A 26,028-nucleotide genomic window follows, 5' to 3' on the forward strand; every position below is an offset into this window, starting at 1 on the left:
TATAGGGGTTCCCGAAAAGTCGGAGACTTTTGGGGAAGAGGAGGAGCAGTGCAGCGAATGAGCTTTTGTGCTTGCACACAAGCGAACGATACGGAACTTGCTCCGACGAGGTCTTGGCGGTTTGGCTTTTCGGACGGTCATTCAGTTGTCGCATTAAGCATATTTGTTTAATTCGTAATTTATTTTACTAAACATATTTGCTATTGTCAAGTGGTTGCAAAGAAAATATTAAACATTTTTGTTTCGGTTTTTCTTGACTTCCACTAAACATTTCTGCTATACTTATTTCACTAAATATAAAAGGAGCGTATCATTATGGCTATCAGCGAAAGAATACATTTTTTCAGACTAATGCGTGGTATGACACAAAAGTATCTCGGTACAGCAATCGGTTTTCCAGAAAAGAGTGCTGATGTGCGTTTGGCACAGTACGAAACTGGTACACGCAAACCGAAAGCAGACCTTACAAATGCATTGGCACAGGTGCTTGATGTTTCTCCACAGGCTCTTGATGTTCCTGACATAGACAGCTATATCGGTCTTATGCACACTCTGTTTACCCTTGAAGATATTTACGGTCTTACTGTCAGTGAAGCAGACGGAGAGGTATGCTTAAAGGTCAACAAGGACAAAGGCAGAGAAGCATATGAACTCCTCAAAATGCTGTATGCTTGGAAAGAACAGGCAGACAAGCTATCTTCCGAAGAAATCAACAGAGAAGAATACGATAACTGGCGTTACCATTATCCAGAGTTCGACACCACACAGCGTTGGGCAAAAGTTCCATCACAGGAATTAAGTGACGCTCTCGTGGAAGCATTCAAAGACCACTTGAAAGATAAATAAGCACCTACAGGACCTGCCACTGGCAGCTCCCTACAGATGCTTTGGCAACGACAAAAAAGCCCTTAACTATGGTTATTAACCACAGCTAAGGGCTTAGTTTATAATATGGAATTTGTTCAGAGCCAAGCTCCGAACTTTAGTCTGCAAGCCACCTGTTAATTGTTCCGTTACCCATAAACCACTGGATAACAAGAATAATGGCACTTGCTATGACTGTTATCAATTTGTTATCAAAAGACTAATCGAAATCGCTGAAACCCGCATAAACACTGGCTTTTTTAAGCAACTCGATTTATTCAAACTCAATCGTAGCCGGCGGTTTCCCCGTACAATCATACAGTACGCGGTTTACACCTTTTACCTCATTGACAATTCGGCTTGTGACTTTTCCAAGTACTTCCCACGGAAGTTCTGCGGATTCTGCGGTCATGAAGTCGGATGTGAGGACGGCACGAAGTGCGATGGCATAGTCATAGGTTCTGACATCGCCCATGCAGCCTACGGAACGCATATTGGTCAGGGCTGCAAAGTACTGACCGAGTGTGCGGTCGATACCTGCTTTTGCGATCTCCTCGCGGTAGATAGCGTCTGCATCCTGTACGATGCGTACCTTCTCTGCGGTTACCTCACCGATGATACGAACGCCAAGTCCCGGACCCGGGAACGGCTGACGGTATACCAGATTTTCCGGAATACCAAGCTCCAGACCGGCGCGGCGGACCTCATCTTTAAACAGCATACGCAGCGGCTCGATGATCTCCTTGAAATCTACGTGTTCCGGAAGTCCGCCTACGTTGTGGTGGGACTTGATAACAGCGGATTTTCCAAGACCGGACTCAATTACATCCGGGTAAATCGTACCCTGTACGAAGTAATCTACTTTGCCAATCTTCTTTGCTTCTTCCTCAAATACGCGGATGAACTCTTCGCCGATGATCTTACGCTTGCGCTCCGGATCGGTTACACCTGCCAGCTTGTCGTAGAAACGCTGCTGTGCATTGACACGGATGAAGTTCAGCTTGTACGGACCGTTCGGACCAAATACTGCCTCTACCTCGTCACCCTCGTTTTTACGAAGCAGACCGTGATCGACGAATACGCAGGTCAGCTGGTCGCCGATCGCTTTCGCCATCAGGACGCCTGCTACGGAAGAGTCTACACCGCCGGACAGAGCCAGAAGGGCACGACCATTTCCTACTTTTTTACGGATTTCTTCGATGGATTTCTCTACGAACGCATCCATCTTCCAGTCACCTGCACAATGGCAGACACTGTATACGAAGTTATGCAGCATCTTGGAGCCTTCCTGTGTATGAAGTACCTCCGGATGTGCCTGAATGCCGTACCAGCCTTTTTCTTCATTTTCCATACCTGCAATCGGGCAGACCGGAGTATGGGCTGTCACACGGAAACCTTCCGGCATCTTGGAAATATAGTCGGTATGGCTCATCCAGCATATGGTCTTCGGGGATACACCCTCATACAGCTTAGATGTTGTGTCTACCTCTACCTCAGTCTTTCCGTATTCACTGACCGGTGCTGTGGCAACCTCGCCACCTAACAGGTAGGACATCAGCTGTGCGCCATAGCAGATACCCAGTACCGGGATTCCCAGATCAAAGATTTCCTTTGAACATCTCGGAGATTCCTCCTTGTATACACTGTTCGGTCCGCCGGTGAAAATGATACCCTTCGGGTTCATCTCTTTGATTTTTTCCAGCGGCAGGGTGTAAGGATGAACCTCACAATATACGTTGCACTCTCTTACTCTTCTGGCAATCAACTGATTGTACTGTCCGCCAAAGTCCAGTACAATGATCATCTCTTTCTCCACGAGTATTCCTCCTATAATTTTATGCTGCGATCCGTACTTCATCAACTTGTAGCTTCGAATCAACTTCCAGGATTTATGGTCACACGCTTGCACAACATGTGAACTGTAACAGTCATACTGCTGCCGCAGGTAATCACTCCGTTCCAGCCCCATCGCCGCCAATCGAAAAATAACCGTCGCAATCTGTTCAGCAGCTATACCACGTTCTCTTCCTGTCAATTCCTGTAACTTTTATTATAAAATACCCGGCAATTAAAGACAAGCCATTTTTACGGTATTTTCAGGCACTTTTTCCAGAAAAATGCTTTTCGATTCAATTCAAGTCGAACATCCGTGAGACTTGGCGCGTGATTCTGGTCAGCGAAGCATCGGCAAAATCCGCTATCAGTATGATATCGTACGGAATTTTCAGTGCAGAAAATTCCTATCCGCAAGTAAAAATGCATATTCTATGCAGAATCACTGCGCATCCTCGCGGAGCGTTTATCTCAATCGGAGACCTAACTCCCACTGAGACAAATTTGTTATTACTCGCCACCTAAAGAGGTGGGGGCTTCTCAACTGAGAGCAAAGGATGAGAATTATTATACTATTTGCATTGTGCAGATATGCACACCCTGCGCTTTCATCTCGGTAATTGAATTGCCGAGGATTCCCGCTTATTGTCCTAAACATTTAAATATTTCTTCACATACTTCCCCGTATACGATCCCGGCGTCGCTGCCACCTCTTCCGGTGTTCCTTTCGCAATCACGGTTCCGCCGCCCTCGCCGCCTTCCGGTCCGATGTCGATCAGGTAGTCAGCAGTTTTGATGACATCCAGGTTATGCTCAATGACAACCACGGTATTTCCACCATCCGACAAACGTCTTAATATCTCAATCAGACGGTGTACGTCGGCAAAATGAAGTCCCGTAGTCGGTTCGTCCAGAATATAGATCGTCTTGCCGGTTCCACGCTTGCTCAACTCCGTCGCCAGCTTGATTCGCTGGGCTTCGCCGCCGGACAGCTCGGTGGATGGCTGTCCCAGACGGATATAGGAAAGTCCTACATCGTAGAGTGTCGCAATCTTCCGGTGTATGGACGGCACATTTTCGAAGAATTTCATCGCCTCCTCGACCGTCATATTGAGGACATCATAGATGCTTTTCCCCTTATATTTGACCTCCAGCGTTTCCCGGTTATAGCGCTTGCCGCCGCAGACCTCACACGGCACATAGATATCCGGCAGGAAATGCATCTCGATCTTGATGATGCCGTCGCCGGAGCACGCCTCACAGCGCCCGCCTTTTTTATTGAAGCTGAAACGTCCTTTATTGTAGCCTTTTGCCTTGGCATCCGTAGATGCCGCAAACAGATCCCGGATCAGATCAAATGCCCCCGTATAGGTTGCCGGATTGGAACGCGGCGTCCGCCCGATCGGAGACTGGTCGATCGCGATAATCTTATCAAGCTGCTCGACGCCCTCGATGGATTTATGTTTTCCCGGAATCGTGTGTGCTCGGTTCAGCTTCTTTGCCAACGCTTTATAAAGAATCTCATTGACAAGTGAGCTCTTTCCCGAACCGGAAACGCCGGTGACGCAGGTCATCACGCCCAGCGGGAATTTGACGTCAATATTTTTAAGATTATTTTCCGCTGCGCCTTTCACCGTCAGCCAGCCGGCCGGTTTTCTCCGCTCGGACGGCACCGGAATCTGAATGCGCCCGCTCAAATATGCGCCGGTGATCGATTTTTCATTTTTCATGATCTCTTCCGCTGTGCCGATCGCCACGACCTCGCCGCCGTGTTCGCCCGCGCCCGGACCGATGTCCACGATACAGTCTGCCGCGCGCATCGTATCCTCGTCATGCTCAACCACCAGAACTGAATTTCCCAGATCCCGCAGGTGTTTCAGGGTATCCAGAAGCTTGTCGTTGTCCCGCTGGTGAAGTCCGATACTCGGCTCGTCCAGAATATATGCCACACCGACCAGACCGGATCCGATCTGGGTTGCCAGGCGGATTCGCTGCGCCTCGCCTCCGGACAGCGTGCCAGTCGCACGCGACAGGGAAAGATATTCCAGACCGACATTGATAAGAAAGCTGATTCTCGCCCGAATTTCTTTCAAAATCGGTGCACCAATCGCCTGCTGCATCGGCGTCAGCTCCAGCGCATCGATAAATTCGCGGAATTTGACGATCGACATATCGGTCGCCTCGAAAATATTTTTCCCACCAACCGTGACTGCCAGAGATTCCTTCTTTAATCGCTGCCCCTTGCAGGCTGGACACGGCGTGATCCGCATAAATGTCTCATATTCCGCCTTCATTGAATCAGAGAACGTCTCACGGTATTTGCGGTTCATGCTCTGAATCAACCCCTCAAAGGCAATATCATAAATTCCCTCGCCACGCTGTCCACGGTAATACACCTTCACAACCTTGCCGCCGGTTCCGTAAATTAAAATATCATGGATCTCCTTCGGATAATCTTCAAACGGGGTATCCAGACTGAAATCGTATTCTTTTGCCAATGCATTTAAGATCGCGCCGGAAAAGCTCGTTTTGTCCGTGCAGGACTGCCATCCCATCGCCGTGATCGCACCCTGATTGATGCTCAGGCTCTTGTCTGGAATCATCAGATCCTCGTCAAACTCCATCTTATATCCCAGACCGAAGCAGTCCGGGCACGCACCAAATGGGTTGTTGAAAGAGAAGCTGCGCGGCTCGACCTCATCCACGCTGATACCGCAGTCCGGGCAGGAAAAATTTTGGCTGAACGTCAGGGTATCGTGCTTTTCTTCGCCGTTTTCATCCCGCACCGCCGTATCGGTCAGCATCAGACCATTGGAGAGACCCATGACCGTTTCAATCGAATCCGAAAGGCGTTTCTCAATCCCCGGCTTGACCACCAGGCGATCGACCACAATCTCAATATTGTGCTTGATATTTTTATCCAGCGTGATCTCCTCGGAAAGCTCGTATAAGCTGCCGTCCACCCGCACACGGACATAGCCGCTCTTCTTTGCCTGCTCCAGCACTTTCTCGTGGCGTCCTTTCCGCCCGCGTACGACCGGGGCAAGAAGCTGGATCTTTGTGCGCTCCGGCAGCGCCATGATCTGGTCAACCATCTGATCGACCGTCTGGCGGCGGATCTCACGACCGCACTTCGGGCAATGCGGAATACCGATCCGTGCGTACAAAAGACGCATATAATCATAGATCTCCGTCACTGTGCCGACCGTCGAACGCGGATTCCGGTTCGTCGATTTCTGGTCGATAGAGATCGCCGGAGACAAGCCCTCGATGCTCTCGACATCCGGCTTTTCCATCTGACCTAAGAACTGACGCGCATAGGACGACAGGGACTCCATATACCGCCGCTGCCCTTCGGCATAGATCGTGTCAAATGCCAGAGATGATTTACCCGAACCAGAAAGTCCGGTCAGGACAACCAGCTCATTTCTCGGAATATCAATGGAAATGTTTTTCAGATTGTGCTCATTGGCACCTCGTATCTTTATATATTGCTTCGCCATATCTGTACCTCAATTATCATTGACTCTGCTCTGTTTTATCATGTCGCTGCTGACTTATTTTATAGTCATTATAGTCACAGTCTTCCCTGTAATTATGCTTAGTATAACACATTCCAAAAGTCTTTGCAAACATTTGTTCTGTTTGATAAAATTGAATCAGCTAAACATAGATATTCCTTGGGAATAGAAGTCAAACTTTTCATCAATTCTAATACAAAAAGGGCACCTCCGCCCGACTCCAAACCTAACATGGAGACCAGACAAAAATACCCTTTCGCCCTATTTCATTTTTTCACGCATTCATTTTATTTCACGATTTTTCGTTCCCCGAAGATACACCAGCCAGTACCCGCCTCCAATCACCAGCATCCCGCCGATCATATTTCCGATCGTAGCCGGAATCAGATTATTGAGAATAAAGGTTCCGATCGTCAGCCCTTCCGCTGCCAGACCGTACTCGCCCATGATCATCAGCCCCGCCGGGATGTAAAACATATTGGCGATGCAATGCTCGAAGCCGCAGAGAATGAAAATCGCCACCGGCGGATAAAGCGCCAGAATTTTGCCAGATACCTGCTCGGAGCTCATCGCCGCCCAGACTGCAATACAAACCAGCACATTACAGAGGATCGCACGGCACAGCACCTCCGGCAGAGTCAGGGTCACCTTGGAAACGGCTGTATTCAGAAGAACCTGCGCCAGATCGCCACCGTACAGGCTTGGAATATGCCCGTAGACAAATAAAACCGCCACAAAGATCGCGCCAATCAGATTTCCCAGATAGACAAACAGAAGATTTTTAAACAGCCCGCCCACGGAAATCCGTTTCTGCAGCGCCGAGATCGTCATCAGGCAGTTCCCAGTGAAAAGTTCCGCCCCGGTGCAGACCACCAGCGCCAATCCTGCCGGGAATACGAGTGCCGAAGCAATCCGCGATGCCGAGGCATTTGTCATTGCTGCCGAGGCAACCGACGCCCCTGCGCCTGCCAGCGCGATGAACATTCCGGCGAAAAAGCCGAGTATCAGCATATGAGACACCGGAAGTTCCGCCTTTTTTCTGCCCGTCTCCACATAATTTTCTGCAATCTGTTTCGATGCAATCATAGATTTTCCTCCCATCAGCCTTTCTATGTCCGAAATTCATTTTTCAAATTCTTCCTTTTATCTTCTGAATTTCCGAACCTGCCACATCGTTTTATAACCTTTCCTTCCATTTCAAACAGAAAAAGACGGTTTTCGTCCGATCTTTCTGTTCTATCCCTTTAAAATCTTTGACAAACAACCGTCTTTTCTATTATTTCTATATCATTTCTGATGTCGTCCTATCATCTCAAGCCGCCATCTGACATCACCTATCAAGGGCTTCCCTTATTATTTCATGTGACTACTTTTTGCAGCCCTCCCACAAATCCTATAAGTTCCCCTTCATTTTCCTACCGTTCCTCCCGGAAATAATTCTCGCCCAGATGCGCCGGGATATGTGCCCCTTTATTCTTACGCATCGACGCGATCACCAGCACCAATGCGGTGATAATGAACGGAAGGGCATCGAAAAATGCCGTTGGAATCGCATACGTGTTTTTCGGCACATAGTATTTCAGCACGCGCAGAGCCCCGAAAATAAAGGAACCGTAAATAACATTGATCGGCTTCCACGCCGCGAAGATAACGAGGGCAACGGAAATCCAGCCAAGACCGCCGACGCTGTCGCGCAGCCACACGCCGCCGTTGATGATCATCGAGCAATATGCGCCGCCGATACCGCAGATCGCACCGGATAGCAGGATATTAATGTATCTCCACTTTGTAACTTCGATACCTGCCGCATCTGCTGCGCCCGGATTTTCTCCGATCGCCTGCACATTTAAACCAACCTGTGTTTTATATAAGTAGAAACTCGCCACAATCGCGATGATGATTCCAAGATAAACGAACGGGTTATAGGAAAATAATAATTCTCCGACCACCGGCAGATCACTGAGTCCCGGGATGTGGATGTTACGCATCTGTGCCGTCACCGCATCCGGAAGTTTCAGGGTGCCGTTCTCTGATTTTTCCAGCATAAAGACGCCGATAAAATTGGCTAATCCGACGCCGAAAATCGTCAGGGTCAATCCCGTTACGTTCTGATTTGCCATAAATGTGACAGTCAAAACACCGTAAATCAATGCCGACAGCATTCCAGCCACCGCCGCAGCTAACAGCGCCGCAACAAAGTTATCCGTCTGATAGCCGACCATGAATCCGGCGCACGCGCCAATCGACATCATGCCCTCGACGCCCAGATTCAGGTGTCCGACCTTCTCACTCAAAATTTCGCCAACCGTGCCAAACAGGAAAGGCGTACCCGCCAATACAGCCGCCACCAGAAATTTAATTACGATCTCGCTGCTCATGCGCGTGTACCTCCTTTTCCGTGAAATACAAATTGATACCGTATAAACAGTTCACATCCCAGAATGAAGAACAGGATGATTCCCTGCAGCACATCCGCGCAGTCCGAGGACAATCCGAATGAAGACTGAACTACGCTGCTTCCTTTTTCCAGCACGCTGAACAAAAAGGTAACCAGCAGAATCACCGGCGGATTCAACTGTGCCAGCCATGCCACGATGATCGCCGTAAATCCGACCCCTCCGGCAACTGCCGTCGTCAGCGTGACATCCGAACCGGTCGCCTGCACCATGCCGCCGATGCCGCAGACAGCGCCAGACAGAAACATCGTCCGCAGAACCACTTTTTTTACATTCATGCCGGCATAGCGGGCTGTCTCCTGGCTCTCTCCCACAACGCTGATCTCATATCCCTGCTTGGAACGATTTAAGTAAACCGCTATCACTACCACAAGAATCAGCGCAATCACCCAGCCGAACTGGATGCCGAACACCTTATCGAGCGCCGCATTCTTATTGAAACGGGCAATCTTCGCATATCCCTGGGAACCTGGGTCACGCCATGCGCCCTCTCTCAAAAATACGATGACATTCAGCGCGATATAGTTTAACATCAGCGTAAACAGCGTCTCGTTCGTATCATACCGGGTCTTAAACCACGCCGGAATGAGTCCCCACAGACCTCCGCCGATCGCGCCTGCCAAAAACATCACGATCACCAGCAGCCAGTGATTCCAGTTCGCATGGAACAGTGCAAAATACGAGGCAAAAATACCGCCCATAATGATCTGTCCCTCGGCTCCGATGTTCCAGAATTTCATTTTAAATGCCAGCGTCACGCCCAGCGACGCAATCAAAAGTGGAATCATGATTTTGACCGTCGCCTGTATCGCCATCTCGCTTCGCAGCGCTCCGGTTACAATCGTCTGATAAATGACAAATGGATTCTGCCCAATCAGCAGGATAAAGAATCCGCCTGCCACCAGAGCCAGCACGATCGCCTCCAGACGGAGGATCAATGTTTCTCTTTTTCCAAGTTCCGCCTTTTTTACAACGCGGATCCACGGTTCTTTCATGCCTGTTCCTCCTTCTTTTCGGATGCCATACTCTTATCCAGCCCCAGCTCGCCCGCCTCGGTACCGGTCATCATCAGTCCCAGCTGTTCTTTCGTGAGCTTCTTCGCATCCACGATACCCGTGATCTTTCCATGGCAGAGTACCATGATCCGGTCTGAAAGCTCCAGAAGCACATCCAGATCCTCACCGATATAGACAACCGCCACGCCCTTTTTCTTCTGCTGATTCAGGAGGTCGTAAATCAGATAGGAAGAATTAATATCAAGCCCTCGCACCGGGTAAGCCGTGATCAGCACCTGCGGGCTCGACTCAATCTCACGTCCCAAAAGTACCTTCTGGACATTTCCCCCCGACATCATACGCACCGGCGTATCAACGCCCGGCGTCACGATTCCCAGTTCTCCGATCAGGCGTTCTGCCATCTCCCTCGCCGGTTTCCGGTCTACAAACAATCCTTTCCCTTCCGAATAGGACTTGAGCAGCATATTATCAACCATACCCATTGAAGCAACCAGTCCCATGCCGAGACGATCCTCCGGCACGAAACTCATGCTGATTCCGAGGCGGATGATCTCCGCCGGAGTCTTACCGATGATATTTTCCTTACGGTACAAAATAGCGCCCTTTTTCGCGTCCATCAACCCAGTCAGCGTCTCGCAGAGTTCTTTCTGGCCGCTTCCGGCAACACCGGCAACGCCCAGAATCTCGCCTGTTTTAATCTCAAAAGAAATATCATCCAGCGCCACGCCGCCGTCACTCTTATCGACGGTCAGATCGACAATCTTCAAAATAGTCTCTCTCTTCTCCAGCTCCGGGCGCTCGATATTCAGGCTGATTGGTCGTCCAACCATAAGCTCCGTAAGTTTCTTCTCATCACATCCGGCAGTTTCCACCGTCTCGATGCTCTTTCCTTTTCGCAGAATCGTGACACGGTCACTGATAGAAAGAACCTCATTTAATTTATGGGTAATAATAATAATCGCACAGCCCTGTTCCCGCATCCGGCGCAGGATTTTAAACAGCCGCTCCGTCTCCTGCGGCGTCAGGACTGCCGTTGGCTCGTCCAGAATCAGGATCTGGGCGCCTCTATATAATACCTTCAGGATCTCGACCGTCTGCTTCTCGCTGACCGACATGTCGTAGACCTTTTTCTCCGGTTCAATTTCAAGTCCAAATGACTGTCCAAGCGCTTCAATTTTTTCCCGCAACGCCTTTCTTCCCAGCCGTTTTCCCTTGGTTCCCAGCACGATATTATCCATCGCACTGAACACATCCACCAGTTTGAAATGCTGATGAATCATACCTATTCCTAAATTTCTCGAATCTACCGGCGAATTTATGGAGACTTCTTTTCCTCCAACCAGAATCGAACCGGCATCTGGGTGGTAGATACCGGAAAGCATGTTCATGAGCGTTGTCTTACCGGAACCATTTTCTCCCAAAAGTGCCATAATCTCGCCGTACCGGACGGTCAGATCAATCTTATCGTTCGCCACGACGCTTCCGAATGCTTTCGTGATCTGCCTACACTCAATGGCATACTGTTCTGTCATATCGTCACCTCAAATGAATATTTAACCAATTTTTTAATCAATTTTCTAAAAAAGAAAAAAGAGGTGCCGCAAATGAAAGTGGATCCATTTGAAGCTGCCTCCTTTTATCTGTTATATACTCTTGGAATCTGCAACACCCGGAAGCGTTTCCGAACCTGCTTCAGCATCGCTTCCAGGTATACAATTCCGTGATTATTTCTCTACGATGTTCTTGAAATACCAGTGGATATTGCCTGTGATATCTGCATCGGACATATGCTCGCCCTCGGTGCCAACGGTGGTTCCGTCGTTGCACTCGATCACGCCATCAAATACATCCCAGTCGCCAGACTCGATCTTCGCACGTGCCTCATCGATCTTCTCCTGCGTACCATCTACGCACAGGTCAGATAACGGGGAAATGTCTACCAGACCTTCCTCCAGACCGCCGAAGTAGTTCTCGCCTGTCCATGTACCATCAATCAGATCCTGTACAGCTTTGGTATAGTAAGCGCCCCAGTTCCAAACGGTGGAGGTCAGAACTGCCTTCGGAGCATCCTTGCTCATATCAGAGTTGTAACCAACACCAAATACGCCAGCTTCCTCAGCTGCCAGCTGCGGGTTCGGTGTATCGCAGTGCTGTCCAATGACATCACAGCCCTCGTTGATCAGGGCTACGGCTGCCTGTTTCTCACCTTCCGGATCGTACCAGCTGTTGGTGGTCTTGATGTAAACGGTTGCATCCGGGTTTACAGAATATACACCCATTGCAAATGCGTCACATCCGCCGGTAACCTCGGCATTGTCCTTGCCCCAGGCGCCGACATAACCGATCTTATTGCTCTCTGTCTTTAAACCAGCCGCGATACCAGTGAGGTAACGGGACTGATAAATCCGTCCAAAATAATTGTTAAAGTTCACACCGTTGGATTTGTAGCCGGTTGCATGGGAGAAGATAACGTCCGGATATTCTTCTGCCAGTGCCTCGCATGCATCCATGTAGCCCCAGCTTGTCGCGAAGATAATCTGGCATCCTTCCTCGACACACTCGCGCATTGCTGTCTCGATGGCAGTCTGATCATCGTCCGCTACGTTGTTCTTGCGGATAATCTGATCATCCTCCAGACCAACGGCTTTCTGCATCGCTACGATACCCTGATCATGCGTATAGCTGTAACCGGAACCATCCGCCGGATTTCCAATATGAATCACTCCGACCTTCAGATCCTCTTTAGCAACTGCCGGCATCACGCCCTCTGCTGCCTCGCCTGCTTCTGTGTCTGCCGCGTCAGCTCCCTTTTCCTCCGCTGCCTTCGTATCTGCTGTATCAGAAGACGAAGAAGAACAGCCTGCACACAGGGACAGCGCCATGGCAGCGCTCAGTAACACGCTTACTACTTTTCTCATAACATTTCCTCCTAAGAATGCCTGCGAATGCGGTTCTTTCCCTTTCTCATCGTTTGTCAGAATTCCCTCGCGGAACCTGAAATCCGAAAATAAAACCGCATTCCCGAAAATTTGGATCGATACAGGAGATATTATTGCATATTTACAGACGATTTTCAAGGAATTTGCCTGATTTTTACTGTGATATTTATTAATTTCTTTTCATAAGTTTTACTTATTTCTGTTTTCCTCCTGTAATCCCCCGATATGCAGGAAGGGAACACCGGAGGAATCAGCTGCCAGCATCTTTTTTCGACGCAGATAACACAAAAACAGGCACCAGACATTTCCTTTCAAAATGCCTGATACCTGCTCAGCTCACTGTAACTGATTTCTCTTATAACTTCGGCAAACACGTAACCGTCCACCTTATAATACACGGCTCTGTTTTAAGCCTCTGCCTCGCCATCCTCTTTCTTCTCTTCCAGAATCTTCATAAACTCCTCACCGGTGATCGTCTCCTTATCCAGAAGATAGTCTGCCAGCTCATGAAGCTTATCCTCATGCCCGGAAAGAATAGCTTTCGCTTTCTCATACGCGCTCTTTACCAGCGCAATCACTTCCTCATCGACCCTCGCCGCCGTCTCTGCCGAACAAGCTAGGGAAGTATCGCCGCCTAAGTAGGCGTTGTTGACCGTCTCGAGCGCTACCATGCCGAAATGGTCACTCATGCCGTAACGCGTCACCATCGCACGGGCAATCTTGGTTGCCTGTTCGATATCATTCGAAGCCCCAGTCGTGATAGAATGGAAGATCAGCTCCTCCGCCGCACGGCCGCCGGTCAGTGTCACGATCTTGTTGAACGCCTCTTCCCTGCTCATCAGGAAGCGCTGATCCGCCTCCACCTGCATCGTATATCCGAGTGCCCCGGAGGTTCGCGGCACAATCGTGATCTTGTGGACCGGAGCCGAGTGCGTCTGCAGCGCCGCTACCAGCGCATGACCGATCTCATGGTAGGAGACAATCTTCTTCTCATCCCCGGAAACACCGGCATCCTTCTTCTGATATCCGGCAATAACCGTCTCGACACTCTCTTCCAGATCCTGCTGGGACACGGTCTTTCGTCCCATCCGGACTGCCCGCAGCGCCGCCTCATTGACAATGTTTGCCAGCTCCGCGCCGCTCGCACCGTTGGTAGCACGGGCGATCTCATTGTAATCCACACTCTCATCCACTTTAACTTTTTTGCCATGGACTTTCAGAATTGCCTCACGGCCTTTCAGATCCGGCAGCTCTACCGGAATCCGGCGGTCAAAACGTCCCGGACGAAGCAGCGCCGGATCGAGGGATTCCGGACGGTTGGTCGCCGCCAGAATGACAACACCCTTCTTGCCGTCAAAACCATCCATCTCAGTCAGAAGCTGGTTCAGCGTCTGCTCGCGCTCGTCATTGCCGCCCATGCCGGCGCCGTCACGCTTCTTACCAATCGTATCGATCTCGTCGATAAATACGATACACGGCGCTTTTTCATTGGCCTGTTTAAATAAATCACGCACCTTCGCCGCACCCATGCCGACAAACATCTCAACAAATTCCGAACCGGAGATCGAGAAGAACGGAACGTGTGCTTCCCCGGCAACAGCCTTCGCCAGCATCGTTTTACCGGTTCCTGGAGGTCCGACTAACAGGGCGCCCTTCGGCAGCACCGCACCGATCTCCGAATATTTTTCCGGCTTATGCAGGAAATCGACAATCTCTTTTAATGCATCCTTCGCCTCTTCCTCGCCAGCCACATCTGCAAATGTGATACCCGTCTCGGATTCTGCATAAATCTTTGCATTGGACTTGCCGAATGTCATCGCATTTCCGGCGCCGCCCATCTTCTTCATCAGCGAACGCCCCATCAGCTGTCCGATTCCGATAAAAAGAATCAGCGGCAGAATCCAGGTCAGCAGAAAATTGAGAAGCGGAGAAGCCTGTGTATTGATCTCCGCACTGTATTTCACGTCCTTACCATCCAGCAGGTCATACAGGTTGACACCTGGAATCTCGCCGGTTTTGTAGGTGACATTCCAGGTCTTGTTTTTATCGTCATTTTTCAGCGTATAGACGATCTCATTGTTCGTCGTCACATACACCTCATCGACATTATTCTCTTTCAGCTGTTCACTGAACTGGTCAAACCGCACTTCCTGCGTCCGATCCATCATGGATGGGAAGAGGAAAATGTTTAACAGCATGACAACCAGCATTACCAGTCCATAATAATATAGAAATGATTTTCTGGGCGGCTGCTTTCCGCCTCCGTTCGTATTCTCTACCATAGATTGTTCTCCTTATTGTGAGTCTGTGACAGATGGTTTCTGTGTTTCTGTCACATCGTTTCGTGATACATTAACATATACCGCATTCTTTGTTATTTGTCAATCCACAATAGTAAATATTTATTTACTTTTTATATTTGTTGACCTTTTTGTCTGGATGTGCTAGAGTACAAGTAAATTGATGTTTCCTTGTTTGCAATTTATGTTTGTGAAATGGACCGCATTTTATTACTTTGATATTTAAATTTGGAGGTTTCCCTATGAATCCAGGCAAAAAAAATTCAAATCTTTTAAAAAAAACCGGTATTCACTTCCTGGAGTTTGCACTCGGCTTTCTCTCCCTGGCGAAATGCCACTACCAGCCAAGCCATGATATGAAAGTCAACTCGCTTCCATTTTTTGCCCTGATCGCGCTCGACAGCTGGGCAGATCAAGACTATACCATGTCTGAGCTGGCGGACAAGCTGAGTATCACAAAGCAGCAGCTCTCCCATATGATCAAGGTTCTTGAGGAACGCGGTCTGGTCGAGCGGATCCACGATACAGCCAACCGCCGCCGCGTCTACATCCGCATCTGCGATTCCGGTCGTGAGATGATGAACCAGATGAAGCAGGAAATGCTGTCTTCCACCCTGTTTGGGCTGCGCGCTTACACCCCGGAAGAACTGGCATCGATGGACGAGTGCCTGTGCCGCCTGATGGAATTAATGAAGAAATTCAACTGTGAAACCGATGAACCTGTAAAGAATGTATCCGTATGATAAAGACACCGGAGACACTTTTTTCTCCGCTTTCTTTTAAATCCTGTATAATTGACTTTTGTAACGTCCAGCAGCATTCCGGATTGATTTCTCTGCCATTTCATCCTTTCATCCGTTCCGGTGTGTTCCACGCCTCGGCAGAGTTTTCTTTCTGTGCCAATGGACGTTTCTCAATGATACAGAAAGAAGGTTCCTACATATTATGCCACAAATGATAGAAAATCATATTTTTCCACACGCTGCTCATAGCAAACACACTCTCCCCCTCTCATCCAGGCAAACTTCTGCTGCCATTCCACGCCTTTCCGGTCAAACGCGTGCTGCCGCACCTGCAAGAGCCCAAAAGGCCGCGGACGAATTTGCCCGCTACCTGCTCACGCGCAACCTTGCCGATGAGACACTCCGCGCTTACACTTATGCTGTACGGCAGTATTTTACCTATTACCGTGACATTACTTACCCCAATTTAAAGCTATACAAAATCTTTCTGCTCGAGCACTACAAGCCGCAGACCATCAACCAGCGGATCCGGGCTTTGAATGCCTACCTGGATTTTAAAAAGCTCTATCCCGGGCATCTTCCCATGGTAAAAATCCAGCAGAAAACATATCTGGATCACATGATCAGCGAGGCGGATTATGAATACCTGAAACGCTGCCTGCTTCGGGATGAACGGTACACTTACTATTTTCTCATCCGTTTCATGGCGGCAACCGGCGTCCGGGTCAGCGAGGTGATTCAGTTCCAGGCAGAAGATATTTTCTCCGGCTATAAGGACATCTATTCCAAAGGAAATAAAGTCCGGCGCATCTACATCCCACAGTCACTCCGAACCGATACCCTCAAATGGCTTTCCTTTCTCCACAAATCCCACGGTCCCATCTTCCTCAACCGCTTCGATTCCCCCATCTCTCCAGGCGGCATCCGCAGCCAGCTCAAAACCATCGCCCTCTCCTACCACATGACACCGGAAATGGTACATCCGCATGCATTCCGCCACCGGTTTGCCAAGAGTTTTATCGAAAAATGCGGCGATATTTCCCTGCTCTCCGATCTGCTTGGACACAAAAATCTCGAAACAACCCGGATTTACCTGCGTCGTTCCAGCAGCGAGCAGTATGAGATTGTCAACCGGGTAGTCACCTGGTAGAGAGGAGGAAATGAAGCACATATGAATTTTGAAACACTTATTTCCGACTTTGGCATTTACCTTGAAAAACAGGGGCACGCCGCCATCACCATCCGGGTCTACAGCTGTTCCGTCCGGCTGTTTTTTTCGCATTATAACAGCCTTTCAGTCGAGCACCTGCAGTCGTACCGGCGCTGGCTGCTGGAATGTTATAAGCCATCGACAGTGAATACGCGGATTCTGGGGATGAACCGGTTTCTGGATTTTATGCAAAACAGAGGATTGTTGGATAATGAAAAGGCGAATTTTCAATCCCCCATATCCGCCCCCACAGATTCACTCCGCATCACTCCCACGGGTCACTACCGCCTGCGCCCCATCCGGGAGCAGAAGCACACCTACCTTGATACAGTGATCTCCCAGAAAGATTATGACCGGCTCAAACGGCGGCTAAAAAAGGATGAAAATTACTTCTGGTATTTCATCGTGCGTTTTCTCGCCTCCACCGGCGCGCGCGTCAGTGAACTGCGCCAGATCAAAATGGAGGATCTGCAGCTTGGCTATCTCGATCTCTACTCCAAAGGCGGCAAGATACGGCGATTGTTCTTCCCCCGCTCCCTCTGCGGGGAAGCAATCCCCTACTTTGCCTCCCGCGGCATCGACAGCGGCTTTCTCTTCCTGACCCGCCGCCGCACCTGCATCTCCGCACGCGCCATCGAGATGCAGTTAAAAAACATCGCAAAGCGCTACCGCATCAATCCGGCAACAATGTACCCGCATTCTTTCCGGCACCGCTACGCCATCAATTTTTTGAAACGGTTCAATGACATTTCCCTGCTGGCGGATCTGTTAGGACACGACAGCATCGAGACAACCCGGATTTACCTGATGAAATCGAGTCAGGAACAGCAGACAGTGATTGACCGGGTGGTGACGTGGTAGGCACAGGCGTGTGAAAACCATAAAAGGGGAAAGAACTGCCATTTTCCACAATTCTTTCCCCTTTATTATAGATTTATTTTTTCTCTGCCTCCACAATCACGAGCTCATATGGAAGTGCTTCCTCAGCGCTATCGGTTCTAATGTTTTCACCCGACCGTTCTACCGCATTCTCTTTTTTCTCCTGCTTCCCACTGTCCAGCTTTGTCTCAACATTCTGTTCCGCCTTCTTTTCAGAATCTTCCTCCTTTTCTGCTGTTCTACTAATAAGACGATGGGAGATTTCATTTGGTTTTATATATTTGCAATTTTTTTAACAACTTTTCTTTCCAAATAAACATTTTTCAAAACGGAAGTTAGAAGAACCAGATGGATAATAGAAAACGCATAAAGATATTACAGGCATAAAAAAAGCCCGGCAGAAAGAAAATGTGCTATGACATTCTCTCCCTACCGGACTTTTCCTAATATTAAATTTCCTTACAGCACCTTACTCAAAAATGCCTTCAATCTTTCGCTCTTTGGATGCTCGAAAAACTCCTTCGGTTCGTTTTCTTCGATGAAGTTGCCGCCCTCCATGAACATGACGCGGGTTGCCACCTCGCGGGCGAAGCCCATCTCATGGGTAACCACGACCATCGTCATGTGCTCCTCGGCAAGCTGGCGCATTACATTTAATACCTCACCTACCATCTCCGGGTCAAGCGCGGAGGTTGGCTCGTCAAAGAGCATCACATCCGGATGCATCGCCAGGGCGCGGACGATCGCCACACGCTGTTTCTGACCGCCAGAGAGCTGTCCCGGATAGGCGGATGCTTTTTCCTTTAATCCGACGCGTTCCAGAAGCTTCAGTGCCTCCGTCTCTGCCTCGTCCTTTGGGCGTCCGAGCAGTTTCATCGGTGCCAGCGTCATATTATCAAGAATCGTCATGTGCGGGAACAGGTTGAACTGCTGGAATACCATTCCCATTTTCTGACGAAGTTTATCAATGCTTGTCTTCGGATCCGTGATATCCGTTCCCTCAAAATAGATGTGTCCGCCGGTCGGGGTTTCCAGCAGGTTCATGCAGCGCAGAAATGTGGATTTACCGGAACCGGATGGTCCGATCACACAGACAACATCCCCCTTGCGTATCTGGGTAGAAATATTAGTCAGGACCTTTAAATCACCGAATGCCTTGGAAAGATCCTTGATGTCAATTATCACTTCTCCGTTTTGTACTTTATCGTTCATTCTTTCTCAGGCTCCTTTCCAGATTCTGTGCAAAGTGGTTGAAGATCATCGTCAGCGCCAGATAAACAGCAGCCACTATCAGAAGCGGTGTCCACGCGTCATACGTTCTGGAACGGATGATATCGCCGCCCTTCGTCAGATCCTGCACCGCCACGTAACCGGCTACCGAAGTCTCTTTCAGAAGAACAACAAACTCATTGCAAAGTGCCGGAAGTACGTTTTTAAATGCCTGCGGCATAATGATATAGCGCATCGTCTGCACATAGTTAAAACCAAGGCTTCGACCTGCCTCCATCTGTCCCTCGTCGATCGACATGATACCGGAACGGAAGATCTCCGCTACATACGCTGCCGAGTTAAGACCAAACGCGATCACACCGACAAAGACGCCAGCAAATACACGCGATACAAAAATACAGTAGTAGAAAATCATCAGCTGGATGACAACCGGCGTTCCCCGGATGACCGTCAGATATACCTGGCAGACACCATTTAAAAATTTCATTTTTCCAGTTTTGTCGTGAGTTGCACGAACAATCGCAATCAGCAGACCAAGGGCAATGCCGATCAGGGTCGCAAATAACGTGATGATCAGGGTATTTTTCAGGCCCCCTGTCAGATACTGCCACCTGTCATCCTTGATCAGGTTTAAATATAAGGCCTGCTTGAGTTTCTCCAATCTGTTTTCCTCCTTGTAAGGTGATATAGACTTGAAAAAGGGCTGCCGCCGAACCGTGTTTTCGCCATTCTGCAGCAACCTTTTTCCGTTCCGTCAGATACCGGAAGCACTCTGGGTGTTTTCCGGATCACCTGAATCCATCCATCTGACGATTCATTTCAATTCTCTTTTATATTACTCAGCGGTAATGTATTTTTCAACGATCTCGTCCAGTTTTCCAGACTCTTTCAGGTTTGCGATGGATGCGTTGATAGCGTCCAGAAGCTCTGTATTGCCCTTCTTAACTGCGATTGCGTACTCTTCTTCTGCATACGGTGTTTCCAGAAGCTTTAAGCCTTCATTCTCGTCTACAAATACCTGTGCCGGTTTGTTGTCAATGATAACTGCATCGATCTTGCCAGTGGACAGCGCCTGTACTGCATCGGCGCCCTTGGAAAATCTCTGTACGCTCTCCTCGCCGAAATCATCGGTGGAGTACAGGTCGCCGGTGGTACCCTGCTGAACGCCGATCTGCTTGCCCTTTAAATCATCCAGGGATGCGATGTCGCTGTCCTCTGTTACGATAACAGACTGAACGCCGATTGCGTAAGTGTCAGAGAAATCCACCTGGGTCTGACGATCCTCGGTAACAGTCATGCCTGCTGCTGCGAAATCAGCTTTGCCAGACTGAACCTCCGGGATGATAGAATCGAATGCTACGTCGGTGATTTCCAGAGATGCTCCCATATCCTCGCAGATAGCGTTTGCAATATCTACGTCGATACCTACGATATCATTTCCATCGTGGTACTCATACGGTGCGAACTCAGCGTTGGTGGACATAACCAGAGTCTTTCCTGCAAATGCGCTGTCGCCAGCCTCTGCTGCCTCGCTGCCCTCTGCTGCCTCTGCGGTTGTCTCCTCATTCTCCTCTGCGGCTGCGGTTGTCTCTGCCGGTTTGGAAGAGCATGCTGCTAACGATGCTGCCATAGCAGTTGCCATAGCGATTGCTGCTAATTTCTTTTTCATAATAAATTCCTCCTCATTTCTATTCGCTGCTTTTGTATTTTTATGCAGTAAATACGAATATTCTTACTTTTATTACTGTATCTAGGAATACATTATACCGCATTTTTATAAATAATCAAGCCTGAATTCCTGTTTTTTACAGGGTTTTGTATGATTATGCATTCTTTTCCAATTTGTACGGTTCCAGTTACGGACAGATCTTGTTGTTAATTCTTGGCACGGGAGTTTAATAGTTGCATAATCAGGTTAGTGAAATTTTGAAAGTAAATGAAAGCAGATGACATCTCGAAGAATGTTTCCGGTTTCCGAACGGATTATCAATTCATAACGAACAGTAAAATGAGAACAATTCCAAAAATGGACAAGGAAGAAAAAAATACTATAGTCTGCAACAGCAACAAAAATCGCTGCACCCCAGCAAATACAAAGGTTACAGCGATTTTATTTTCACTCAACTGCCAAAGACTGGATATATATTTTTTTCAATAATCCAAATTTTTGTTTTTTCTGTGTTTCCTGTTTTCAAACTTCACGTTCTCTCCACAGGCAATATCATTTACTTAGAGAATTTCTTTGAAAAAAATTTCCTTTTTTCTACCAATAACTCAACAAGCACTTGACAACACCTTGATAGTTCAGCGCCTCAGCTAAAAAAACGCATAAAAGCAATCCATTCGTTATAATAGCGTTGACTAGAAACTATAAAACAAGCCCGGCAACCAGGTTGATACGACAGGAACAAACGATACCAGCAGCAAAATAGGTAATGCACCAAAAAGCAAAAATGGAAGAATAGGTTTAATAAGTTTATGAATCGGAACATCACAAACTCTGGAACATGCCATCAGACAAGTAGCCATTGGCGGTGTAATTGAGCCAATACCTATCGAAACAAAAACGATTACTGCTAACTGAATTGTATCAATTCCACATGCAGTAGCAATCGGTGTAAGAAGCGGCACCAGCGTCAAAATAATAACATTTCCATCCAAGAAAAAACCTATAAAAAACAGCAGAAGATCTATTAACAGGATAAGACCAATACGATTATTGGTAATTCCCAACATTAACTCTGCCACCAACTCGGGAATATGGTTAAGTGTCATCAAACGACTGAAAATCAAAGTCATTGGAAACATTATAACCAATGCCGAAACATCCTTAACTCCCTTAGAAAAAACGCCCATCAATTGAACCAGAGAAAGCTTTTTATAAACTACCACTCCCATGATCGCTCCATATAAACAGGTAATTGCACCTGCTTCTGTCGCTGTAAAAATGCCGCCATAGATACCCCCTAACACAATTACCGGCATTAAAACTGCTACAACAAGCTCTAAAAAAAATCTATTCCGGCTTATAGTCTCACGCGCATTTTTTTCTGATTCTTCTTTAGGCTCATTATCTTCAGTACATGCAGAAACGGATGCAACTGTTTTACCCGCATATTCTGGATGATAATATTTTATATAAATAATCCGATTAATGATCAAATAGAGCCCTGCCCATATTAATCCCGGCACAATCGTAGCCATAAATAAAGCACCAACCGATGCCGAGGACACGGATGCAAAAATAATAGCATTTACATTTGGTGGAATCATAAAGCCAAAAGGACTAGAAGCTGCAATTAATGCCGCTAAATATGCTTTATCATATCCTTTCTTTTCCAATTCTGGCACCATAGCTGTTGACAGTGTATTAGCCGTTGCCAATGCTGAACCGCAAAGGGCTCCAAAAAAGCAGGAAACTACTGGAATTGTGGCCGTCAATCCTCCCTTTACATTATGTAGCATCTTATCCGCTACCCGAATCAGCACATTTGCAATTCCGCTTCGCTCAATCAAAGAACCTCCTACTATAAAAAGCGGAATCGCCAACATAGAAATAGAGTTCAAAATGTAAAACGCATTCGTTGCAAACGTTCCTGTACTTCCAAGCCCCATATATGCCACAAAAAAGGAGCCGCCCAAAAATGCTAACGGAACTGCAACGCCGGAAAAAATCATGAGTAAAATTAATACTGCAGCTATTCCAAATATCATAATGTGCGTAACCTCCTTATAGATTTACAAACATTCACCACATAATAAACCATCATCCCCAAAGCTCCTAAAAATACAGAAGCATATACCCACCACATGCTAAATCCAACAGCCGGAGACACCGTATTACGTTCAATGTGTGTCATCATTAAATTAAATGTTAATGGCATAAATAATCCACATATTATAGTAGAAATAATCAAACTAAACAAATGAAGTGCTTCTTTTGACTTTTCCGTCTTACACAGATTCAAGAAGAAATCGACTTTTAGCATATTGTCATCACGCACAACCAGTATTACTCCAAGCCATACAAATACAATAAATAGAATTGTTGGCAATTCCTCATAGCCGTGCATATTAATATTAAATACCCAACGACTGAAGATTGTCAGATTAACCATAATCATCATCACAATCAACAAAATACCCGCTAAATTTCCAACCACAAATTCAACTATATGATCTAATTTTTTTAAAAATTTCACCACGTTCCTCCTCTCTTTAACGGTAAATAAAAAAGCAGGGGATACTACAAACATAGATATCAATCCACTTGCAGCATCCCCCATACCATTAATAATTAAACAGCTCAGATACCTGATTGTATAATTCTTCTCCAATCAGTTCTCTCCACTTATCCGACAGAGAAGCCGCATACTCTTTCCATTGATTCAATTCCTCATCTGTTGGCTGATAATATGTAATTCCTTTTTCATCAAAGAATTTTTCTGCGTCTGCTTTCATATCTTTATAAGATTCATATTCAGCCTCTGAACACGCCCAGGCAGCATCTACAAATATCTTTTGATCCTCTTCGCTATACTGATTAAACTTATCTAAATTCATCATCAAACTATACGAAGTCCACTGAGCTCCAACATATGAATAAAATGGTGCTACTTCATAATAATTTTCAATAATATATGAAGGTATCTGCTGATCCGTAGCCGTAATCAAACCATTCTGCAGCGATGTATATAACTCTCCGTATGGCATAATTGCGATATTTCCCAAACCGCCATAAAATTCGTTAACAATAGCATCTTCATATGTTCGAAACGTTTCATTCGCCAGATCCTTCGGCACTTTAATCAATTTATCTGTCGAAAAGATGTGGCGCTGTAAGCCACTGTTTTGTGCCAAAAGTTTAATTCCATTTTCTTCATAAAGCTTTGTATTAATAGCAAATCCTTCTGCATTCGGATTAGCAAGCTTTTCCCTCACTGTGTCTAAATCAGGTAATAAAAATGGAATTCTTTGCCATGCAAATCTCTTATCTACATTAGACATTCCGGCACCAAAGTTAAAATCCGTCTCCCCATCCTGAATCATCTGAAAGGATTCCGCATCGCTGGCATAACTGGAATACCAATAAATATCTACTACATAACGGCCATTACTATTTTTCTCCACCTCTTCTTTAAATTTCAGTAGTCCATCAGCCCAGGGATTATAATCCGGGGCAACCTCTGGATCTAACGCTGATGTTGTCAAAACAAGATGAGTTGCATCTGAATCTGCTTTCGTAGTTTCTTCCGCTTTATCGCTCTGCAGTGCAACTGTATTATTACCTCCACATCCAACTATAGTTAATGCCATCATTGCTGCCATTGTCGTTGCAATTAATTTTTTCATTGTACTCCTCCTTTTTCAACATCCACCATATTCTTTTTCTGCTCGTTCCTGGCTGATCAAGCCATCTTTCACATCACACTTTAATGCTTTTTTATCTCTCTCAAGCGGATTACCCCAACCTCCGCCGCCACTTGTCTGAATATAGAGTCTATCTTTCTTATAAAAACGCACCCTTGCTTTCGAAGGCAAATGTTCTTCCGTTCCATCAGCTCTATTTACTGTAAAACGAGCTCCTAATGCTGCTTTTCCACCATTCAATCCCCACGGTGCCGTATTAACACGATCAGAGGCAATAAAGCAGTCCACCTCATCTGTCTGGAATTCCAGGACTCGCTCAATTCCAAATCCACCCCTGTGCTTACCAGGTCCTTCAGAATTTGGAGCTAAACCATATCGTATTACCTTAACCGGCATGATTCTTTCAAGAACTTCTACTGGTGTATTTCTGGTATTAGTCATATGCGTATTAACTCCACTGGTTCCATCTTGATCGCACATTCCACCATATCCTCCTCCAACAGTTTCACCATTAGCAAAGAACGAATGTGTTTCTGGATTATAACCACCCAGCTGAATTCCATTCATAGATCCACAAGCAGCCGCACATACTTTTTCTGGAACCACTTGAGCCAGTGCACCAAGCAGTACATCTACCAAACGCTGACACGTAATAGAATTTCCAGAACCGGTAGCTGCTGGATATACCGCATTTACCAAGGAACCTTCCGGTGTTATAACCTCAAAGCGGCGATATGTTCCAGAATTCGGTGGAATCGTGGGATCCGTCACTGCTCGAACAACATAATAAATGCAAGCCAACGCCATCGGACGAACACAATTCAAAGGTCCTCTTACCTGAGGGCATGTTCCCGTAAAATCAATTTTAATATGTGGACCTCCTGTAGTAATTGTTACCTTGATTTTTAATGGCTCTGTTGTAGTAATTCCATCTCCCTCTAAGAAATCCTCAAATTCAAATGTCCCTTTCGGAAGTTTTTCTAACTCTGCTCCCATTCGCCGGTCACAGTAGTTCTCTAACTCTGCAATTGCCTCAAGAACTACTTCTACGCCCATCTCATCACATAATTCCTCAAACCGCTTTTCTCCTACATTATTTGCTGCAATCTGAGCCATCAAATCTCCACTACTTTCGTATTTTGTTCGGATATTAGAGCGAAACATAGCAAAAATCTCAGGATCTACTTTTCCTTCTTTTTTTATCTTTACTGGTGGGAAGCAAATCCCTTCATGGAAAATTTCCGTTGCATCTGGTGTTAACGAACCCGGAACCTTTCCTCCCACATCTACATGATGCGCCAGATTTCCTACAAAAGCTACTAGCTCTCCTTTAAAAAAGATCGGAGAAAAGATAATAATATCTGGCAAATGAGTTCCACCAATGAATGGATCATTGTGCATGATAGCATCTCCAGGTTTCAGTTCTTTTTTGTTAATATGCTTTAAAGCTCCCTTTACTCCCCAAGGCAACACTCCTGAATGAACAGATATATGCTCTGCCTGTGCAATCGTCTCTCCATTTACATCAAATAACGCACACGAACAATCTCTTCTATCTTTAATATTTGTGGAATAGGCTGTCCGAATTAATGCTGCTCCCATCTCTTCTGTAATTGCAAAAAAGCGATTTCGCATAACTTCCAATGTGATTGCATCCATCTTTTCAT

General features: G+C 47.0%; 19 protein-coding genes. 4 read left to right on the forward strand and 15 right to left on the reverse strand.

Annotation, left to right across the window (positions count from 1 at the left end):
* Window positions 1–315: 315 nt before the first annotated feature.
* Window positions 316–846 carry a helix-turn-helix transcriptional regulator gene (locus tag DWZ76_RS06430; RefSeq protein WP_009247529.1) on the forward strand — a complete coding sequence of 177 codons (531 nt, stop codon included), beginning with the start codon at window positions 316–318 and terminating at the stop codon, window positions 844–846.
* Window positions 847–1,138: 292 nt separating this feature from the next.
* Here the strand turns inward: DWZ76_RS06430 and guaA are convergent, their stop codons facing one another.
* The 8 genes from guaA to ftsH all read right to left on the reverse strand — a co-directional run bounded on the left by guaA (window position 1,139) and on the right by ftsH (window position 14,911).
* Window positions 1,139–2,680, reverse strand: coding sequence for a glutamine-hydrolyzing GMP synthase (gene guaA, locus DWZ76_RS06435; RefSeq protein ID WP_117796206.1), 1,542 nt, complete (start codon window positions 2,678–2,680; stop codon window positions 1,139–1,141).
* Window positions 2,681–3,347: 667 nt separating this feature from the next.
* Window positions 3,348–6,200: an excinuclease ABC subunit UvrA gene (uvrA, locus tag DWZ76_RS06440; RefSeq protein WP_118472205.1), complete on the reverse strand. Its 2,853-nt coding sequence runs from the start codon at window positions 6,198–6,200 to the stop codon at window positions 3,348–3,350.
* A gap of 300 nt (window positions 6,201–6,500) precedes the next feature.
* Entirely contained in the window at window positions 6,501–7,304 is an 804-nt protein-coding gene (locus tag DWZ76_RS06445; protein ID WP_182427373.1) for a formate/nitrite transporter family protein, read from the reverse strand.
* Window positions 7,305–7,633: 329 nt separating this feature from the next.
* Window positions 7,634–8,596 (reverse strand): ABC transporter permease, encoded by a 963-nt coding sequence (locus DWZ76_RS06450; RefSeq protein ID WP_022360158.1) that lies wholly within the window; start codon window positions 8,594–8,596, stop codon window positions 7,634–7,636.
* Window positions 8,593–9,669 carry an ABC transporter permease gene (locus DWZ76_RS06455; RefSeq protein WP_118472207.1) on the reverse strand — a complete coding sequence of 359 codons (1,077 nt, stop codon included), beginning with the start codon at window positions 9,667–9,669 and terminating at the stop codon, window positions 8,593–8,595. Before DWZ76_RS06455 ends, DWZ76_RS06450 begins: the two co-directional genes overlap by 4 nt.
* The gene (locus DWZ76_RS06460) at window positions 9,666–11,222 is read right to left on the reverse strand and encodes an ABC transporter ATP-binding protein (RefSeq protein ID WP_118472208.1); all 1,557 of its coding nucleotides are present in this window, start codon (window positions 11,220–11,222) and stop codon (window positions 9,666–9,668) included. Before DWZ76_RS06460 ends, DWZ76_RS06455 begins: the two co-directional genes overlap by 4 nt.
* Window positions 11,223–11,414: 192 nt before the next feature.
* On the reverse strand, window positions 11,415–12,608 hold the full coding sequence (locus DWZ76_RS06465) for a BMP family ABC transporter substrate-binding protein (protein WP_107000564.1): 1,194 nt from the start codon (window positions 12,606–12,608) through the stop codon (window positions 11,415–11,417).
* 428 nt (window positions 12,609–13,036) lie between these two features.
* Entirely contained in the window at window positions 13,037–14,911 is a 1,875-nt protein-coding gene (ftsH, locus tag DWZ76_RS06470) for an ATP-dependent zinc metalloprotease FtsH (RefSeq protein WP_118293915.1), read from the reverse strand.
* Between the two features lie 260 nt (window positions 14,912–15,171).
* On the opposite strand from ftsH, the gene DWZ76_RS06475 reads away from it, so the two are divergent.
* The 3 genes from DWZ76_RS06475 to DWZ76_RS06485 all read left to right on the forward strand — a co-directional run bounded on the left by DWZ76_RS06475 (window position 15,172) and on the right by DWZ76_RS06485 (window position 17,743).
* Window positions 15,172–15,672, forward strand: a complete 501-nt coding sequence (locus DWZ76_RS06475) for a MarR family transcriptional regulator (RefSeq protein WP_118472209.1) — start codon at window positions 15,172–15,174, stop codon at window positions 15,670–15,672.
* 202 nt (window positions 15,673–15,874) lie between these two features.
* Window positions 15,875–16,822, forward strand: a complete 948-nt coding sequence (locus DWZ76_RS06480) for a tyrosine-type recombinase/integrase (protein ID WP_243017785.1) — start codon at window positions 15,875–15,877, stop codon at window positions 16,820–16,822.
* Between the two features lie 21 nt (window positions 16,823–16,843).
* Window positions 16,844–17,743: a tyrosine-type recombinase/integrase gene (locus DWZ76_RS06485; RefSeq protein ID WP_118468267.1), complete on the forward strand. Its 900-nt coding sequence runs from the start codon at window positions 16,844–16,846 to the stop codon at window positions 17,741–17,743.
* A gap of 477 nt (window positions 17,744–18,220) precedes the next feature.
* Here the strand turns inward: DWZ76_RS06485 and DWZ76_RS06490 are convergent, their stop codons facing one another.
* From DWZ76_RS06490 to DWZ76_RS06520, 7 genes are all read right to left on the reverse strand, one after another.
* Window positions 18,221–18,973 carry an amino acid ABC transporter ATP-binding protein gene (locus tag DWZ76_RS06490; RefSeq protein ID WP_118468269.1) on the reverse strand — a complete coding sequence of 251 codons (753 nt, stop codon included), beginning with the start codon at window positions 18,971–18,973 and terminating at the stop codon, window positions 18,221–18,223.
* Window positions 18,963–19,652, reverse strand: coding sequence for an amino acid ABC transporter permease (locus tag DWZ76_RS06495; RefSeq protein ID WP_022360148.1), 690 nt, complete (start codon window positions 19,650–19,652; stop codon window positions 18,963–18,965). The genes DWZ76_RS06490 and DWZ76_RS06495 overlap by 11 nt, the downstream gene beginning before the upstream one ends.
* Window positions 19,653–19,826: 174 nt before the next feature.
* Window positions 19,827–20,660 (reverse strand): basic amino acid ABC transporter substrate-binding protein, encoded by an 834-nt coding sequence (locus tag DWZ76_RS06500; protein WP_117796215.1) that lies wholly within the window; start codon window positions 20,658–20,660, stop codon window positions 19,827–19,829.
* A gap of 692 nt (window positions 20,661–21,352) precedes the next feature.
* Window positions 21,353–22,705, reverse strand: coding sequence for a TRAP transporter large permease (locus DWZ76_RS06505; protein ID WP_117796216.1), 1,353 nt, complete (start codon window positions 22,703–22,705; stop codon window positions 21,353–21,355).
* Window positions 22,702–23,328 carry a TRAP transporter small permease gene (locus tag DWZ76_RS06510; RefSeq protein WP_117796217.1) on the reverse strand — a complete coding sequence of 209 codons (627 nt, stop codon included), beginning with the start codon at window positions 23,326–23,328 and terminating at the stop codon, window positions 22,702–22,704. The genes DWZ76_RS06505 and DWZ76_RS06510 overlap by 4 nt, the downstream gene beginning before the upstream one ends.
* Window positions 23,282–24,343, reverse strand: a complete 1,062-nt coding sequence (locus DWZ76_RS06515) for a TRAP transporter substrate-binding protein (protein WP_117796218.1) — start codon at window positions 24,341–24,343, stop codon at window positions 23,282–23,284. Before DWZ76_RS06515 ends, DWZ76_RS06510 begins: the two co-directional genes overlap by 47 nt.
* A 15-nt stretch (window positions 24,344–24,358) precedes the next feature.
* Window positions 24,359–26,020 carry a hydantoinase B/oxoprolinase family protein gene (locus DWZ76_RS06520; RefSeq protein WP_118472211.1) on the reverse strand — a complete coding sequence of 554 codons (1,662 nt, stop codon included), beginning with the start codon at window positions 26,018–26,020 and terminating at the stop codon, window positions 24,359–24,361.
* Window positions 26,021–26,028: the final 8 nt, after the last annotated feature.

Source organism: Clostridium sp. AF35-15 (genome assembly GCF_003477745.1).
Classification (GTDB): domain Bacteria; phylum Bacillota; class Clostridia; order Lachnospirales; family Lachnospiraceae; genus Otoolea; species Otoolea fessa.

Excerpts from the sequence above, each read along its gene's own strand:
- DWZ76_RS06500 (WP_117796215.1), bottom strand. The coding sequence starts at position 20,660 with ATGAAAAAGAAATTAGCAGCAATCGCTATGGCAACTGCTATGGCAGCA.
- DWZ76_RS06485 (WP_118468267.1), top strand. The coding sequence starts at position 16,844 with ATGAATTTTGAAACACTTATTTCCGACTTTGGCATTTACCTTGAAAAA.
- DWZ76_RS06505 (WP_117796216.1), bottom strand. The coding sequence starts at position 22,705 with ATGATATTTGGAATAGCTGCAGTATTAATTTTACTCATGATTTTTTCC.
- uvrA (WP_118472205.1), bottom strand. The coding sequence starts at position 6,200 with ATGGCGAAGCAATATATAAAGATACGAGGTGCCAATGAGCACAATCTG.
- DWZ76_RS06480 (WP_243017785.1), top strand. The coding sequence starts at position 15,875 with ATGCCACAAATGATAGAAAATCATATTTTTCCACACGCTGCTCATAGC.
- DWZ76_RS06520 (WP_118472211.1), bottom strand. The coding sequence starts at position 26,020 with ATGGATGCAATCACATTGGAAGTTATGCGAAATCGCTTTTTTGCAATT.
- DWZ76_RS06465 (WP_107000564.1), bottom strand. The coding sequence starts at position 12,608 with ATGAGAAAAGTAGTAAGCGTGTTACTGAGCGCTGCCATGGCGCTGTCC.
- DWZ76_RS06460 (WP_118472208.1), bottom strand. The coding sequence starts at position 11,222 with ATGACAGAACAGTATGCCATTGAGTGTAGGCAGATCACGAAAGCATTC.
- DWZ76_RS06515 (WP_117796218.1), bottom strand. The coding sequence starts at position 24,343 with ATGAAAAAATTAATTGCAACGACAATGGCAGCAATGATGGCATTAACT.
- DWZ76_RS06455 (WP_118472207.1), bottom strand. The coding sequence starts at position 9,669 with ATGAAAGAACCGTGGATCCGCGTTGTAAAAAAGGCGGAACTTGGAAAA.
- ftsH (WP_118293915.1), bottom strand. The coding sequence starts at position 14,911 with ATGGTAGAGAATACGAACGGAGGCGGAAAGCAGCCGCCCAGAAAATCA.
- DWZ76_RS06445 (WP_182427373.1), bottom strand. The coding sequence starts at position 7,304 with ATGATTGCATCGAAACAGATTGCAGAAAATTATGTGGAGACGGGCAGA.
- DWZ76_RS06490 (WP_118468269.1), bottom strand. The coding sequence starts at position 18,973 with ATGAACGATAAAGTACAAAACGGAGAAGTGATAATTGACATCAAGGAT.
- DWZ76_RS06430 (WP_009247529.1), top strand. The coding sequence starts at position 316 with ATGGCTATCAGCGAAAGAATACATTTTTTCAGACTAATGCGTGGTATG.
- DWZ76_RS06450 (WP_022360158.1), bottom strand. The coding sequence starts at position 8,596 with ATGAGCAGCGAGATCGTAATTAAATTTCTGGTGGCGGCTGTATTGGCG.
- DWZ76_RS06475 (WP_118472209.1), top strand. The coding sequence starts at position 15,172 with ATGAATCCAGGCAAAAAAAATTCAAATCTTTTAAAAAAAACCGGTATT.